At 64.7% G+C, this 15568-nt stretch carries 12 protein-coding genes; 8 read left to right on the top strand and 4 right to left on the bottom strand.

Annotated features, from left to right (window positions below; genetic code table 11):
• Positions 1-69: 69 nt before the first annotated feature.
• Positions 70-471, bottom strand: a complete 402-nt coding sequence (locus J5251_RS06410) for a VOC family protein (protein ID WP_208575553.1) — start codon at positions 469-471, stop codon at positions 70-72.
• Between the two features lie 171 nt (positions 472-642).
• Between J5251_RS06410 and J5251_RS06405 the strand changes: the two genes are divergently transcribed.
• From J5251_RS06405 to J5251_RS06395, 3 genes are all read left to right on the top strand, one after another.
• On the top strand, positions 643-1074 hold the full coding sequence (locus tag J5251_RS06405; RefSeq protein ID WP_208575552.1) for an SRPBCC domain-containing protein: 432 nt from the start codon (positions 643-645) through the stop codon (positions 1072-1074).
• Positions 1075-1263: 189 nt separating this feature from the next.
• Positions 1264-2490 carry a glycine cleavage T C-terminal barrel domain-containing protein gene (locus tag J5251_RS06400; RefSeq protein WP_208575551.1) on the top strand — a complete coding sequence of 409 codons (1227 nt, stop codon included), beginning with the start codon at positions 1264-1266 and terminating at the stop codon, positions 2488-2490.
• Positions 2491-2608: 118 nt separating this feature from the next.
• Positions 2609-3835 carry an MFS transporter gene (locus tag J5251_RS06395; RefSeq protein ID WP_205676776.1) on the top strand — a complete coding sequence of 409 codons (1227 nt, stop codon included), beginning with the start codon at positions 2609-2611 and terminating at the stop codon, positions 3833-3835.
• Between the two features lie 29 nt (positions 3836-3864).
• Here the strand turns inward: J5251_RS06395 and J5251_RS06390 are convergent, their stop codons facing one another.
• The gene (locus J5251_RS06390) at positions 3865-4782 is read right to left on the bottom strand and encodes a LysR family transcriptional regulator (RefSeq protein WP_208575550.1); all 918 of its coding nucleotides are present in this window, start codon (positions 4780-4782) and stop codon (positions 3865-3867) included.
• A 273-nt stretch (positions 4783-5055) separates the two neighbouring features.
• Here J5251_RS06390 and J5251_RS20285 point away from each other — a divergent pair, with 273 nt between their 5' ends.
• From J5251_RS20285 to J5251_RS06370, 3 genes are read left to right on the top strand one after another with little or no spacing between them, the layout of a single operon-like run.
• The gene (locus J5251_RS20285; protein ID WP_240792951.1) at positions 5056-7428 is read left to right on the top strand and encodes a PrpF domain-containing protein; all 2373 of its coding nucleotides are present in this window, start codon (positions 5056-5058) and stop codon (positions 7426-7428) included.
• A 9-nt stretch (positions 7429-7437) separates the two neighbouring features.
• Positions 7438-9561 carry a tripartite tricarboxylate transporter permease gene (locus tag J5251_RS06375; protein ID WP_139004143.1) on the top strand — a complete coding sequence of 708 codons (2124 nt, stop codon included), beginning with the start codon at positions 7438-7440 and terminating at the stop codon, positions 9559-9561.
• A gap of 35 nt (positions 9562-9596) precedes the next feature.
• Positions 9597-9977, top strand: a complete 381-nt coding sequence (locus J5251_RS06370; RefSeq protein ID WP_139004142.1) for a universal stress protein — start codon at positions 9597-9599, stop codon at positions 9975-9977.
• Between the two features lie 64 nt (positions 9978-10041).
• Here J5251_RS06370 and J5251_RS06365 read toward each other — a convergent pair whose 3' ends face one another.
• Together J5251_RS06365 and J5251_RS06360 are read right to left on the bottom strand one after the other, a co-directional pair.
• Positions 10042-11337 carry a Y-family DNA polymerase gene (locus J5251_RS06365; RefSeq protein WP_139004141.1) on the bottom strand — a complete coding sequence of 432 codons (1296 nt, stop codon included), beginning with the start codon at positions 11335-11337 and terminating at the stop codon, positions 10042-10044.
• Complete coding sequence (locus J5251_RS06360; protein ID WP_240792950.1) at positions 11330-11764, bottom strand: LexA family protein; 435 nt, start codon at positions 11762-11764, stop codon at positions 11330-11332. The genes J5251_RS06365 and J5251_RS06360 overlap by 8 nt, the downstream gene beginning before the upstream one ends.
• 198 nt (positions 11765-11962) lie before the next feature.
• Between J5251_RS06360 and J5251_RS06355 the strand changes: the two genes are divergently transcribed.
• Positions 11963-12616, top strand: coding sequence for a response regulator transcription factor (locus tag J5251_RS06355; protein WP_171059275.1), 654 nt, complete (start codon positions 11963-11965; stop codon positions 12614-12616).
• Positions 12617-13222: 606 nt separating this feature from the next.
• Positions 13223-15559 (top strand): glycoside hydrolase family 3 protein, encoded by a 2337-nt coding sequence (locus J5251_RS06350; RefSeq protein WP_244250824.1) that lies wholly within the window; start codon positions 13223-13225, stop codon positions 15557-15559.
• The last annotated feature ends 9 nt before the right edge of the window (positions 15560-15568 follow it).

Raw genomic sequence — 15568 nt, 5'->3', positions numbered from 1 at the left:
TCGGGCGATGTTTTGGGCGTGTTTTAAACATGGGCAGCTAGCCGCGGACGACGCCGCCGGCGGGCGCAGTCAGAGGTCCCGGGGGTTCCGCGTGTCGCGCCGGATCGGGTGGTCCGCCGGGACCTCCACCAGCACGATGCGCACGCCATCCGGATCGGCGATCCACATCTCCAGCAGACCCCACGGTTCCTCCACCGGCGCACGCAATATGTCCACGCCGGCGGCCTGAAGCTTCTTCCACTCGGCCTCGATGTCGCGGACCTGGATCCACAACTCCAGCCGGCAGGCACCCTCGTCACCGCGCTGCCCGGATACCTCGAGGAGACCGTTGCCCAGGAAAAATACGGTGCCCGGGCTCTCGGGATCGCCGAACTCACGGTAGACGGCCAGACCCAGGATGTCACGGTAAAAGACCTGGCTCTTCGCCGGGTCGGAAGGCCGCAGGAGTATGCGGCTGCTCAATGGCTCCATTCCGCGATCTTGTCCCAGCCATCCCCGGGCGTCAACCGGTGGCAGGTCGGCGGCGATACGTAGGCACTGGCCCGCTTCGAGCGGGAAGTGGAACAGCCAGCACTCCCGAACAGCCCTCAGCGGGAGTACTCTAGGGCCAGCGCCGATGCTGCTTCGACGAAGGAGAAGGCTGTGCCCGGGAACTATGTCGCCACCTCGACAATCTTGATCGACGCTCCGACGAGCCAAGTCTGGTCCGTCATCACGGACCCCGAATCGATCCAGGAGTTCATGTTCGGCACCACTGTCGTCACTGACTGGACCGTTGGCAGCCCGATCAGTTGGCGCGGCGAGTGGAAAGGCAAGGCCTACGAGGACAAGGGCGTAATCCTCGAGGTCGATCCCGGGAAGCGGCTGGCGCACACACATTTCAGCCCGCTCTCCGGCCAGGCGGACGCACCGGAAAATTACCACACGCTGACCTGGACGCTGGAGAACAAGGCGGACAAGACCATGCTGACGCTCTCGCAGGACAACAACGCCAGCGCCGAAGAGGCGGAGCACTCGAAGGGCATGTGGGACAGCTTGGTCCAGGGCGTAAAGACCGTCGCCGAGCGGAGCTAGCCTGGCTGGAAAGTCGGGGCCGTCCACGTTTAGCACGCCGGCAGCTTCAGCAGGCGAAGCCGCGCACCGCTACCCCTTGACTGCCCCTCGTAGCGACTGCAAGCATGAACGGCACATGGCGCAGCGTTGCGCAGCATGCGCAATTGAGGAGTTCGGACTAGCGCCAACCTCTCGAAGGAGCAGCACCTCATGTCGCAGACCATTCCCGGTTCCGGTCCGGCCCGGCAGTCCGCCGCAAACCTGCCAGGCCCTGTCCCGCATCCGGACATCACGCTCTATACGCGGCTGCGGAAATCACCCTACTTCTGGAAGTCGCGGGAGCACGGCGTAGCGGCGTACAGCGTCTACAACCACACCTACCACCCGCGTCACTACGGCGATCCGGTCAGCGAATACTGGTCCTTGCTGAACGATGTCACTATGTGGGACGTCGGCGTGGAGCGGCAGCTGCAGATCAGCGGCCCGCAGGCTTTCGAGTTCACCAACATGCTCACCCCTCGCGATCTGCCCAAGTGCCAGGTAGGCCAGTGCAAGTACGTCTTCATCACCGCTGATGACGGCGGAATCATCAACGATCCCATCCTGCTCCGCGTGGCGGAGGACAAGTTCTGGCTCTCGCTCGCAGACAGCGACGTCCACCTCTGGGCCATGGGGCTGGCGCACGCCGGCGGCTGGGACGTCACCGTCGAGGAGGTCGACGTCGCCCCCGTCCAGATCCAAGGTCCCAAGGCCAAGGGGCTGATGAGCGACCTCTTCGGGCAGCAGATCCTCGACATGCCTTACTACCACCTGCAGCATCACACGCTCAACGGGATGGACGTCGTAGTCAGCCGCACCGGCTACACCGGCGAGATCGGCTACGAAATCTACCTCTACAACGCCACCCTGAACGCCGGGAAGCTGTGGGATACGATCTGGGAAGCCGGGCAAGCCCATGACCTCCGCGTGATCGGACCCTCCCACATCCGCCGGATCGAGGCGGGCATGCTGGCGTACGGCTGCGACATCACGCTGGGCACCAATCCGCTGGAAGTCGGCTACGACTACGACTGGATGGTTGATCTGGACCAGGAGGCCGACTTCATTGGCAGGGAGGCGCTCCGCAAGGCCCGCACCGACGGGATCGGCCGGCTCATCGTCGGCGTGGAGATCGGCGGCGACCCGCTGGGCAGCTACAACGACGGATCGATGATCGAACCGTTCCGCGTCACGACGCACGGCGGCGTTCCGGCCGGCGAAGTCACCAGCGCCTGCCACTCCCCGCGCTTGCAGCGCAACATCGGCCTGGCCATGGTCCTGATCGCCCACAGCCGCCTCGGCACTGAACTAACCATCCACACGCCCGACGGCGCACGCCCGGGAACCGTCGTCCAGAAACCTTTCGTGGATCCCACCAAGGCAACACCCAAGGACTGAACAACCGCAGCCATACACCGCATTATTACGACGCCGGGGCGCGTCTTACGTGACCGGCGTCGCCTTTGAGCGCCTGCGGATAATCTGGACGGACAGACCCGAAGGCGGAAGGAGAGCTGTGGCGGCTCCGGTCATGACTCGGCAGCGCACGGATGCGGCTTGGATCGTCGTCGTGCTTGCGGGCATTACCGCAGCCATGCATATCTGGAAGCTGCCGTCAGCGATCCCTGTTATCCAGTCCGAACTGGACATGTCCCTGGTGGAGGCCGGGGTGCTGCTGGGACTCGTGCAGGTGGCTGGCATGGCGGGCGGACTGGCCGTCTCCCTGTTCGCCGAGATGATCGGCGCGCGCCGCTGCCTGCTGATCGGACTGGGCCTGCTGTTTGCCGGCTCCGTGGTCGGCGGCTTCGCGGAGACCGCCGGACTGCTGATGGTTTGCCGGGCCGTGGAAGGTGCCGGATTCCTGCTGGCTACCGTCGTCGCACCCGGCTTGATCCGCGCCAACACTCCTCTGCGCAGGGTCAACACCGCCGTGGGTTTCTGGAGCGCCTATCAAGGATGCGCCACCTTCGTTGGCCTGATTGCGAGCGCGCTGGTGCTGCAGGTGACGGACTGGCATACCTGGTGGTGGATCATGGCGGCCCTCACGCTGGTGCCGGTGCCGCTGGTGCTCGCCTTCGTTCCGAAGGATCCGGCGGGCGACGGCAACGGGCTGAAGGCAGCGGTACAGCGGATCGGCGTGACCGTGCGGTCGCCGAAACCGTGGGTGGCTGGCGTCGTCTTCGGTTGTTACACCATCCAGTGGATGGCCGTGGTTGGCTTCCTGCCCACTATTTACCAGCAGAACGGCGTCAGCGGGATCTGGCCGGGCGTGCTCAGCGCGGTGGTCGGCGGCCTCAATGCGGTCGGCGCAATCGCCACCGCTCCCCTGTTGCAGCGCGGCGTCACCGCGCGCCGGCTCATCATCCCCACCTTCATTCTCATGGGTACGACGTCGTTGCTCACCTTTGCGGTGGACTGGACCACTGTGCCGGGAGGCATTGCAATCCAGTTCGCTTGCGTGGCGGCCTTCTCCCTGGTCGGGGCCGCGATACCCTCCACGCTCACGCGGATGGCTGTCGACCTGGCCCCGCCGGGCGGCTCCACCCCGGCGGCTATGGGCCTGATGCAGCAGATCTTCAACGTCGGCAACTTCACCGGGCCGGCCATCGTCGCCTGGCTGGCCACTGCCACCGGGGGCTGGGACTCCACTTGGTGGATGACCTGCACCTTCGCCGCGCTCGGGATCGGGCTGAGCCTCTACCTGAGCGAGAAGCGCCTCGGGCTGAGCTTCGCGCACCGCTAGCTGTACCCCGGCGGCCAGTTGCACCGGCATCAATCGTGGACGCCGGCGCTCCATTGCTCCCCGACGGCAAGCAGCATTGACTGGAATGCCACCTCCACCGGCGCCCTCACCCTGTCGTGGCGTTGGGCCAACATGACCCGCCGCGACGGAACGGAATCGCCCAACTGCAGCACCCTGACGCCGGGGTGCTGATTGACGACGGCGGTCTGCGGCGCCAAGGCGATGCCGAGCCCGACGCTCACCATCGCCTGTGCCTCCTGGTAGTCGTTGGCCTGGAAGGCAATATGGGGTGCGAAGCCGGCGGAATTACAGCTCCGTTCAAGCACCTCGGCGACCGGATGCTCGTTGGCCCGGACAATCCACTGCTCCTGGGCGAGATCAGCCATGTCCACTTTGCCCTCCCCTGCCAGCCTGTGTTCGGCGCCGACTACCAGCACTGTGGGTTCGACGAAGACCTGCGTGAGCTCGAACATTTTCGGATCGAGCCGGTGCCAGTCGTACTCCCAGAGAAGGCAGAGCCCCACTTCGCCTTTGGCAAGCAGTTCCACCAGCCCTTCGAGCCTGCTGCTGCGTACATCCAGCCTGATGGCAGGATACTCGCGGCGGAACCTGCTGATAACGATCGGCAGGAACGATCCTCCCAGCGTCGGAAAGGTGCCCAGGCTCAAGCTGCCCCGCTTGAGTCCCGCGATCTGCGCAAGGTCGGCAACGGCTGCGTCCATTTCCCGCAGGATGGAACGGGCATGGCTGGCAAGGACGTGTCCGGCATCAGTGGGGACCATACCCCGGGAGCGACGCTGGAGCAGCGGCTGCCCCACCTCTTCCTCAAGCTTGCGCAGCTGCTGCGATACCGCCGATGGGGTATAGAACAACTCGTCCGCTGCAGCGGTAACGGAACCTGTCTCGACAACCTTCAGTAATATCTGCAGTCTTTTGATGTCCAGCATGGCCCACTCCTTTTAGCGCTGCTTCAACATACTGTAGAAAACGAGTCTTGGCTACATAATGCCTCGACGCCCAACGTGTCCGCGGCCGCTGATGGGACAACTAGCTGGTCGATATCGGCGTTCCAAGCCCCAGACTGCGGTAAATGAAGAAACACTACAAGCAACTCTATTTTTAGTAACTGGTAATTAATTCTGGCTGCCCTCACTATCGAATCAACACACTTCGTGGGCCCCATCACATCTGGGGCACCCACTCTCCGATTCGCAAAGCAGGTGAGAACAATTACCAGATCAGTCGACGCCGTCTGGATGCGCGGCGGAACCAGCAAGTGCTGGGTGTTCGAACGGGAGCAGCTGAATATCCCTGGCTACACAGTGGACGAGGTCCTGCTACGGCTTTTCGGCAGCCCGGATTCACGACAGGTCGACGGCGTAGGCGGCGGGACCTCGACAACCAGCAAGGCTGTCATCCTGAGCCCCTCCCAGGAAACCGATACCGATGTTGACTACACCTTCGCCCAGATCGGCATTGACGAGGGCAAGGTCGACTGGGGCAGCAACTGCGGCAATTGTTCTGCCGTCGTCGCCCTCTACGCGATGGACCGCGGCTGGGTCCAGCCACAGGGGGACGAGACGCTGGTCCGCGCCCTCAACACGAACACGCAACAGCAGATTGTGCAGCGGGTCGCGACGGCGGGCGGCAAATGGGAGCCCGAACTCGACACGATGATTCCCGGTGTGCCCTTCGCGGGCACAGAAGTTGGCTTGGGCTTCGTCGAACCGGCCGGCAAGACCACCGGCAGCCTTCTGCCAACAGGCAACGAATCCGACCTGCTGATGGTGGACGGCCGCGCCGTCGAGGCTTCTATGGTTGACGCCGGGGCGCCGCTGGTGATCATTTCAGCCACCACAGCGGGGCTCGGCGAGACGGATTTCCCGGAATGGGGCCTGGAAGTACTCCCCGAACTGGAGAATCTGGACGCGATCCGCCGCGCCGGCGCCGTCGCCATGGGCCTGTCGGCCACGCCGGAGAGCGCCGAACGCGCCATCCCGAAGCTGGCCATCGCCGCTCCGTCTGACAGCCCGGGCGAGGCCGATGTCCAGATCATGATGCTCTCCATGGGCAACCCCCACCCCGCCTTGGCCATCACGGGGAGCATCGGCCTGACGCTGGCTGCGGGTACGCCCGGCACAGTTGTCGAACGTGCCCTCAAGTCGCCTGCGGGCGCTTCCTTGAACATCCGCACCCCGGCAGGAATCATTTCCACGTGGCGCAGCACCATGGATGGCAGCGAAATCGTTGGCTCCGTCCGCACCGCCAGGATCCTGGCCCGCGCTTCACTTCCGCTGCCCCCACTGCCTGCCGCGAAGGCGCAGGCAGTGGAATCCGCCAGGCCCAGACAGTCAAAGGAGACACCGATGGTCCAGTTGCCCCATGGGACGGCGAATAACGACGGCGGCAACGGGCGCCATGATTTGCCGCCCACCGACAAAGACTGGACCGAGCTGAGCGAACTGGCCGATCCGCCGCAGCATTCGCGCCGCACCGTACTGACCGCCGTCGGGCTCTTCGCCGCGCTCGGCCTGGGCACCACCGTTTTCGGCGGCGGCTTGCTCCGTCCGCCTGTGACGACAGCGGACGGAGACTATGCCGGCGAGACCATCAAGATGGTCATTCCGCTGGCGGAGGGTGGCGGCACCGATACGTGGGCCCGCTTCATAGGCACGGAGATGGTCCATTTTGTTCCCGGCGTTCCCGGATTTGCACCGACCAACGAGTCCGGCGGTGAAGGCATCACCGGAAGCAACCACTTCGCCACTTCCGCTAAGGACGATGGCACCGAGCTGCTTGTCAGCACCGCAACAACGGTGGTCCCCTGGGTTCTCGGCCGGCACGCGGTCAAGTACTCCTTCAGCGACCTGACACCGGTGCTGGTCAACGGGACCGGCGGAGTCATCTATGCCCGGACCGCCGCGGGCATTAAGTCCGTCAAGGATCTCATCGGCCGCGACAAACCGCTGGTCTTCGGCGGCATCAGCGCGACCGGCCTCGACCTCACTACCCTCGTCGCCTTCGACCTGCTCGAGGCGGAAACCACCGCCACGTTCGGGTTCGAGGGACGCGGGCCGGTTAACCTGGCACTCCAGCGCGGAGAGATCGATATCGATTACACCACCACCTCTTCCTATGGCTCGGCTGTTGAAGGCATCGCGGAGGAAGGAAAGGCCGTAGTCCTGATGTCCTTCGGCCAGTTGGACGCCGACGGCAAGGTCGTCCGCGATCCGAACTTCCCCGACGTCCCCACCGTCGTCGAGGTCTACCGCGAGCTGCACGGAACAGAGCCGGGCGGCGAAAAGCTCGAAGCGTACAAGACGTTGCTCGGCCTGACCTACACGTATCAAAAGGGCCTATGGGCTCCCGCCGGCACCCCGGACGAAGCCGTGAAGCTGCTGCGCGAGTCCGCACACAAGATGGCCACGGACAAGGCCTTCAACGCCAAGGCGGACAAGATTCTGGGCGGTTACCCGATTACGGCCGATGCACAGTTGCCCGCACGCGTGGCCGAGGCCTACACCGTGACGGCTGCAACCAAGAAGTATGTGCTGCGCCTGCTCAAAGACACCTACGACATCGAAGTCGACTAAGGAAAAACAATGCTTGATTCAGCTATGGCCGCATTGGCCTCATTGGCGGACCCGGCGCTGCTGTTAATGCTGCTCGTCGGCGTTGTGGCAGGCCTGGTCATGGGCCTCATCCCGGGCCTCGGCGGCACCGGAGCGGTGGCAATCCTGCTGCCCATCACCTTTGGCATGGAACCCGCACCGGCACTGGCCCTGCTCATCGGAGCACTCGCCGTCGTCCATACCTCCGACACCGTCTCGGCGGTACTGCTGGGCGCACCGGGATCGGCTTCTGCCTCGGTGACGATGCTCGACGGCTACTCAATGGCGCGCAAGGGCCAGGCTAAACGTGCGCTCAGCTTGGCCTTCCTCTCCTCCATGGCCGGCGGCATTATTGGTGCCGTTGGTCTGACGCTGGCGATCCCGCTGGCCCGGCCGCTGGTGCTCTCCTTTGCCAGCCCGGAACTCTTCATGCTGACCGTCCTCGGTGTCGCGCTGGCCGCGGTTCTCTCACGCGGCAACGTGGTGAAGGGCTTGGTCGCCGGCCTCATGGGCCTCCTGCTCGGCATGGTGGGCACTTCGCCCACGACAGCCGAAGAGCGCTTCACCTTCGGCAGCCTGTTCCTCGGCGACGGGCTCTCCCTGGTCGCCGTCGCCCTGGGCATCTTCGGCCTCGCCGAGATCGCGTCGCGCGCCAGCCAGCGCCGCGGCGAAAACGCTCCGGTCAAGGTCACGGGCGGCTGGGGTTCGGGTATCCGCGAGTGGCTCACCCACTGGTCGCAGGTCATCCGCGGCTCGCTGATCGGCATCTGGGCGGGTGTGCTCCCCGGCGTCGGCGCGACCGCGGGCACCTGGCTGGCCTATGGCCAGGCCGTGGCTACGGCGAAAGACAAGCGCCAGTTCGGCAAGGGCGACCCGCGCGGCATTGTCGGGCCGGAAAGCGCCAACAACTCGGTCGAGGCCGGGGACCTGATCCCCACGCTGCTGTTCGGCATCCCCGGCGGCGTCCCATCGGCGATGCTCCTGGGCATGCTGCTGACCTACGGGATCCAGCCAGGACCGTCCATCATCACGGACCACCTTGATCTGATGTACCTGATCGTCTGGTCCTTCGCCATTGCCTCCGTGCTCGGCGCGCTGTTCTGCTTCCTGACCGTGCGCCCGCTGGCCTCGCTCACCAAGGTTCCGTTCGCCGTTCTGGCATCCGGCCTCGTTGCGATCATGCTGCTGGGCTCCTTCCAGGAGGGCGGCCAGCTCGGCGATCTCTGGGTCATGGTGCTGCTGGGCGTGGCCGGCTGGGTCCTGAAGTCCACCGGCTTCCCGCGGGCTCCGTTCCTGATCGGCTTTGTCCTGGCCATTCCGCTGGAACGCTACTACTTCCTGACCGACAGCCTGTACAACGGGTTCGAGTGGATGCTGCGTCCGGGCACCATGGTGTTCCTGGCGATCTTGGTTCTGCCGATCCTGTGGAACATCTTCAAGTGGATCCGTGCGCGCCGCCGGCTGGACCGCGACGACGACCCGCAGCAGGAGAATGCTGTCGACGCCGAAAGCCCGCTAAAGAACTCCACCTGGTCGCTGGCCACCGCACTGGTAGTCATCGTGATCTTCGCTGGCTCGCTGGTCATCTCCTCCGGGTTCTCCCCGGAAGCACGACTGGTCCCGCAGCTGGTGGGCTGGGGCGGTCTCATCATGGGCCTTGCCCTGCTCGGCCAGGAAATCCTTATCCGGCGCCGGGCAGGGCAGCTCCAAGCCGCCATGCCGGAGCAGGCTGCGGTGGAAGCGGCGGTGCCGTCGTCCATCTCCACCGGGTCCGTCGGCGCTGTGGCCACTGCCGCGCCTTCGGCGGTGTCCGCGACCAGCAACGCCCCTGCGAACGGACAGACGTCCCCGGGGTATGGGCCGGGCTGGACCAAAGAGGCAGGATTCGCCTTCAAGACCTTCGGCTGGATGGCAGGGTTCCTGATTTTGATCGGCATCCTTGGCTACCTCATCGCCGTCATGATCTTCGTTCCGGCCTTTCTGCTCATCGTCGCCCGGGCCAAAACCAAGACGACGATCATCTACACGGCGGTTCTCTACGTAGTACTGCTGGCCCTGCCGACACTTCTGCCCATCGATCTACCGCAGGGCTGGCTCAGCCAGCTTGTCGGCTGAGCCAGCGAACGATACGAAAGCGAAAGGAACCACCGATGACAATCCTCGCTTGCTTTACCGATACCCCTGAAGGCCGAACCGCCGTACGCCGCGCAGTCGAAGAAGCCGGACGGCTCGACTCCGATGTCTTGATCGCGAATATCGATACGGACAGGCGGGAGCTGTCGCTGGCGGAATTGGACATCGATCCGGCCGCGTTCAGCAGCGGGGGCCGTACGGTTGCCGTGTTGCCGCCGTCGTCGGTCATCCATGACGCAGCGGATCTGGTGCTGCAGACCGAGCAGGAGCGGAAGGTCGCCCTGATCGTCTTGGGCCTGCGCCGGCGTTCCCGAGTGGGAAAGCTCATCCTCGGCAGCCACGCTCAGCGGATCCTGCTCGACGCCGGCTGTCCGGTCCTCACCGTCAAGGCGAACTAACCGGCCATGAAACTCGTCCCGTGCATTGCATGCAAGCAATGCCCGGGACGAGTTGTTTAAGGCCTCAGGCACGTACCACCGGCAGGTCGCACCACTCGGTGGTGTAGCGCGGGGAGGAGAAGTCCCGCTTCATGGACCATGCGGCCGGAACGGCCAGCCCGCCCTGGCCGAGGCCGATGGCAGCTTCGCCAAACTTGGCCCGGACGCTGCCCAGCAGATCGCCGATGTGCCGCTGGTCCAGATCGCTGACAAAAGGGTCCAGGGTCTGCTGCCCGTCGGCCGGCTCGAGTCCGGTAAACAAAACGCCCGCCCGCACATAGGACGTCCCGGGAGAGATGCAGGTCCGCATCGTGGCCACCGCCGCGCGGGTCAGTTGAATGGGATCCTGCGTAGGCACTGGCAGCCGTGCGGACGCAGAGGGAAAGGACTTGTCCCCGTCGCCGAACCTGCTGGTTCCCGCGGTCACCGTCAGCACCGAGGCGCTCAGACCCTCGGCCGCCATCCGGGCGGCGCCGCGCTGAGCGTAGACCGCCATCACCTGGTCCATCTCCTCTGCGCTGGTTACCGGCGTCGAGAAACTACGCGAGAACATGATCTGCTGTTTGTCGGCGCGTTCCTCGGAATGCGGGATGCAGGCAGTTCCGTTGAGTTCCAGCACCGTGCGCTGGAGCACCACAGAGAACCGCTTGCGGATCAGCTGCGGATCCGCCGCCTTCAAGTCCGCAACGGTCTCGATTCCCATGGCATTCAGCCGCTTCGCGGTCCGGCCGCCCACGCCCCACAGTCCCGTGACGGGCACGCGCGCCTGGATCCGGGCGACTTCCCCGGCTGGCATGGAATCCAGCGAGCAGACACCTTGCATGTGCGGGTTGCGTTTGGCGATGTGGTTCACGAACTTGGCGAGCGTTTTGGTGCCGGCCACTCCTACACACACCGGCACGCCCACGTGCCGCATGACTGCCGCCCGGATCCGTGCGGCCGTCCCGAGCAGTTGCCGCTCATCCCCGGGCAATCCCAGGAAACACTCGTCGATTGAGTAGACCTCCTGCCAGCTCCCGAACCGGCCTAAGACCTCCATCACCCGCGCGCTCAAATCGCCATAAAGCTCGTAATTGCTGGATCGGGCCACCAGCCCCCACCGCTCGGCCTCCGGCGAGACCTTGAACCACGGCGTTCCGGTGGCGATGCCCAGCTGCTTCGCCTCCTCAGAGCGCGCCACGACGCAGCCATCGTTATTGGAAAGTACGACGACGGGACGCCGCTCGAGCGCGGGATCGAAGACCCGCTCGCAGGAGACATAGAAATTGTTGACGTCCACCAGCGCGATGCGTCCGCCGTAGAGGGATCGTTCGCTAGACATGGTGCAGGCACCGGGTGGCGACGCCCCAGATGCTCAAGTCGGCAAGCTCGGGCACTTCGGTGGGGACTCCGCCGTCGTCCGTCTGCAGGCTGACGTGGCCGCCGGAGAGATGCAGGCGCCGGACGATCAGTTCGCCGTTCACTACAGCCACCACCACTGAACCGTCCCGCGGGGGAAGGGACCGGTCCACAATGAGCTCATCACCGTCGCTGATTCCCGACGCCGCCATGGAATTGCCGCTCACGCGCATGATGAAGGTGCAGGTACGGTCGCGGATCAGATGCCGGTTCAGGTCGATGCCGCCGTGGAAATAGTCCTGCGCAGGAGAAGGAAACCCGCGCGCATCCCCCGGCCCGCCGCCGTCGTTAGTCTCCGGACCTGGACCGGATGGTGAAGGCGTTTCCATACCGAACATTGCAGCCGCCATCCTTCGAATGTATCTTCGATAGATAACCTTAGCACTGGGCGAGTAGGGAATTTCTTGAGCTAATTTTGCGCAGGAACCGAGCCCTGGCTTGAGTTGCCGCTGGCAGGATTATGGTTACAGACGATGGGGACAGCACAGATCCGGGCACGAGCCCAGACCATCTCCTCGGCTGAGCCAGACAGGGTGGGGGCCCCTCAGATGAATGAACCAGCGGACAAGCGTCCATGCATTGTGATAATCAGCGGCCAGTTGCTGTTCGCTGAACTGCTGTCCGGGGCGCTTGCATCCCACAACCTCATCTCCGGAGGCTTTGCCGGCAGTACGGCGGAGGGCGTCGAGTTGTGCCGCGGCCTGGAACCGGACGCGGTGGTCCTTGACTACCGGCTTCCTGACGGCGAGGGCCTGGAGGCGGCCGAGCAGATCCTATCCGATTCACCGGCAACGCGGATCATCCTGCTGACCGCGCACCCGTCCCACGACCTGCTTGGTCGTGCGGCCGACCTGGGCATCTGCGGACTGCTGCCGCTGCACGGCACAGTCGATTCGCTGTTCGATGCGATCGAGCACGCTCGGCCCGGCGCCATGGTGATCCATCCGTCCTTCCTGGTACCAGTCACGCCACCCACCGGCGCGCCCGGCCTGCCGACCTTGAGCAGGCGCGAACGGCAGGTTCTGGCGCTCCTGGCCGAAGGTTGCGACGTCAAGACTTCGGCCAAACGGCTGAATGTCACGATCAGCACCTGTCGTGGATATGTGAAATCCGTTCTGTCGAAGCTGGACGCGCACACGCAGCTGGAAGCAGTGGCCGTGGCCAGGCGGATGCAACTGCTGGAACCGGCCCAGCCGGTTTAGCAAAAACCGTGCAGCGTGGCAATCAGGCCATTTCCAGTCAGATTTTTCAAGGAGCAAGGTTCCAACTGCGATCCCCAGAACAGGGGGTCGGTTGGGGATTGATTTTTGGGACTGAGATTTTTCGAAGGACAGCAGGGCAAGCTTGGTCCCATCTTGATCCCCAGAAACCGCTGACACTGGTCCCGAAGTGATCAAGACTCCGGAGTCCGGCGAAGCTCGCCCCAGCCCACCGGGCTCCGGATCCCCATATCCCAACAGACGACCGGGAACTTCAAAGAGGCCGAATAGGTAACCCGATACTGAGGTAACCCTGGGACGGCATTCGGGCCCAGTTCGGGAACCCGGCAGACTCCTTATCCGAAGCCGCAGGTAGTCCCGGCTTTGTAGAGGGCGCGGACGATGTCGTCTGGATTTTTGCGATGCTGTGGGTCGCGACCCCGAACGGGGGCAACAGATGGCAACTCCTTTCCACCGTGTGGAGAGTCACCGAGACTGGGGGTCATGCCCGGGATGCACCCGGGTGCCGACGGCCGCGATCGGGGCCTCGGTACATCGTGGGGAGCGCCCGGTAGGCGCCTCTCCGAATCCGTTCAAAGGAGAACTTCGTTGACCACAGCCAATTCGCGCGTGAGACGACGGCGCGGCATGGTGGGCCTCGCCGCCGCGCTGCCGCTAACCTTCATCCTGGGCGCCGGCGCCGTAGCCGCTGCACCCCAGTCCACTGATGAGGGCAATCACGGAAAGCCCGCGGCGCTGGAGGCCCGTGCCAAGGAAATCATCACGGTCAAAGGGCGGCAGTTCAAGGACCTGAATGGCAACGGCAAGCTCGACGTCTACGAGGACTGGCGAAAGCCGGTCGAGGCTCGAGTTGCAGATCTCGTCGGGCAGATGACGCTCGAGGAGAAGGCCGGGCTCATGCTCATCGACACCGTGAACGCCTCGTGCGACCCGGCGACGGGCGAGTTCGGCACGGTGCCCGACACCGCCCGCGACTACATCGGCACCCAGCAGATGCACCGGTTCATCTTCCGCAACGTCGTCGACAGCGGTGAGCGGGATGCATGCCAGACCAGCGGCGGCGGCTTCGCGACCAACGTGCGCGTCACTCCAGGCGAGGCTGCGGCGTTCATGAACGACATCCAGGAGCTAAGCGAGGCCACCCGCCTCGGCATCCCGGTGCTGTACAAGTCGAACGCCCGCAACCACATTGATCCCCAAGCCAGGGCCGGCATCAACGAGGCCTCCGGTGCATTCTCCGCGTTCCCGAAGGAAGCCGGCATCGCAGCCGCCGCCCTCGGCGAGCAGGCAAAAGCCACCGGCGAGGCAACCGACGGCGACATGTCCGCCGTCGAGGAGTTCGCCGACGTGATGGGTGAGGAATGGTCCTCCATCGGTCTGCGCGGCATGTATGGCTACATGGCCGACCTGTCGACCGAGCCGCGCTGGTACCGCACGCACGAGACGTTCACCGAGAACGCCGATCTGGGCGCGAACATCATGGGCCAGCTCGTGGAGTCGCTCCAGGGTGAGGTCGGCAAAGACGGCAACTCCCTGAGCGCAGAGACCGACGTCGCGCTCACGATGAAACACTTCCCGGGCGGCGGCCCGCAGGAGCTCGGCCTCGACCCGCACTACGCCTTCGGCAAGGCGCAGGTCTACCCCGGGGATGCCTTCGGTTACCACCTCAAGCCCTTCGAGGCCGCCATCGAGGCCGGAGTCTCGTCGATCATGCCGTACTACGGCGTGCCTGTCGACGTCACTTACGAGGGCGTGGATTACGACGAGGTCGGCATGGCCTTCTCCGACCAGATCGTTAACGGGCTGCTGCGCGACCAGATGGGCTTCGACGGCTATGTCAACTCCGATACCGGCATCATCAACGACCGTGCCTGGGGACTCGAGGACGCTACGGTTCCTGAACGCGTCGCCGCGGCAATCAACGGCGGCACCGACACGCTCTCCGGGTTCCACGAGGTGCAGACGATCATTGACCTCGTTGACTCGGGCCTCGTGACCGAGGACCGGGTGGACCTCGCCGCCGAGCGGCTGCTTGCCCCGATGTTCGAGATGGGCCTGTTCGAGGACCCGTACGTCGACCCCGAGGTCGCGACGGCCACGGTCGGCAGTGACGAGAACCGCGGGGTCGCCCTCGACCTGCAGCGCAAGTCCACCGTGCTGCTGCAGAACCAGGAGATCGACGGCGACTCCGTGCTCCCGCTCGACGGCGGCGAAACTGTGTATGTGCTCGGCAACGTCGACGCAGCAGAGGTTGCGGCCTCCGGCTATGAAGTCATTGACGGCAACGACCCGGCCGAGCAGCGGACTGCCGCGGAAGCCGACGTCGCGCTCATCTCGATGACTGCGAGGAACGTGAACACCGGCGCTTACGTCAGCAATGACCCGGCCACGGGGCTCAACCCCGAGAACATCAACCCGAGCGTTATCGAGGGCTTCGAGGGCCTCGACGGGAAGAGCCCGTTCGGCGCGGCGGACGCGTGTGTGGTCAACGGTGGTGGCGCGTGCACCGACAACGGGCTGCGCTTCGGCGGCTCCTTTCCGTGGGAGTCGAACACGCTCGACTTCACCGGCATGAAGGACGCCGAGTCTTGGGAAGTTACCCCGTCGCTCGACGCAGTGCAGCAGGTGATGACCGAGGTCGGTGCCGAGAACACCGTGCTCGATATTTACTTCCGCCAGCCGTTCGTGCTCGACGAGGCCAGCGGTCTGCGCGACGCCGGTGCAATCCTCGCCAACTTCGGCAACACCACCGCGACGCTGATGGACGTCGTCTCGGGCGAGTTCAACCCGCAGGGCCGCATGCCCTTCGCGCTGGCCGGAACCCGTGAGGCGATCCTCCAGCAGAACAGCGACACTCCGGGCTACGACGAAACCGATGACGGGGCGCTCTTCCCCTACGGTTTCGGCCTCAGCTACAAGGAGTAACGCTTTCTC

Source organism: Arthrobacter crystallopoietes (assembly GCF_017603825.1).
Taxonomy (GTDB): domain Bacteria; phylum Actinomycetota; class Actinomycetes; order Actinomycetales; family Micrococcaceae; genus Crystallibacter; species Crystallibacter crystallopoietes_B.
This window is presented reverse-complemented; position numbering and strand designations above follow the sequence as displayed.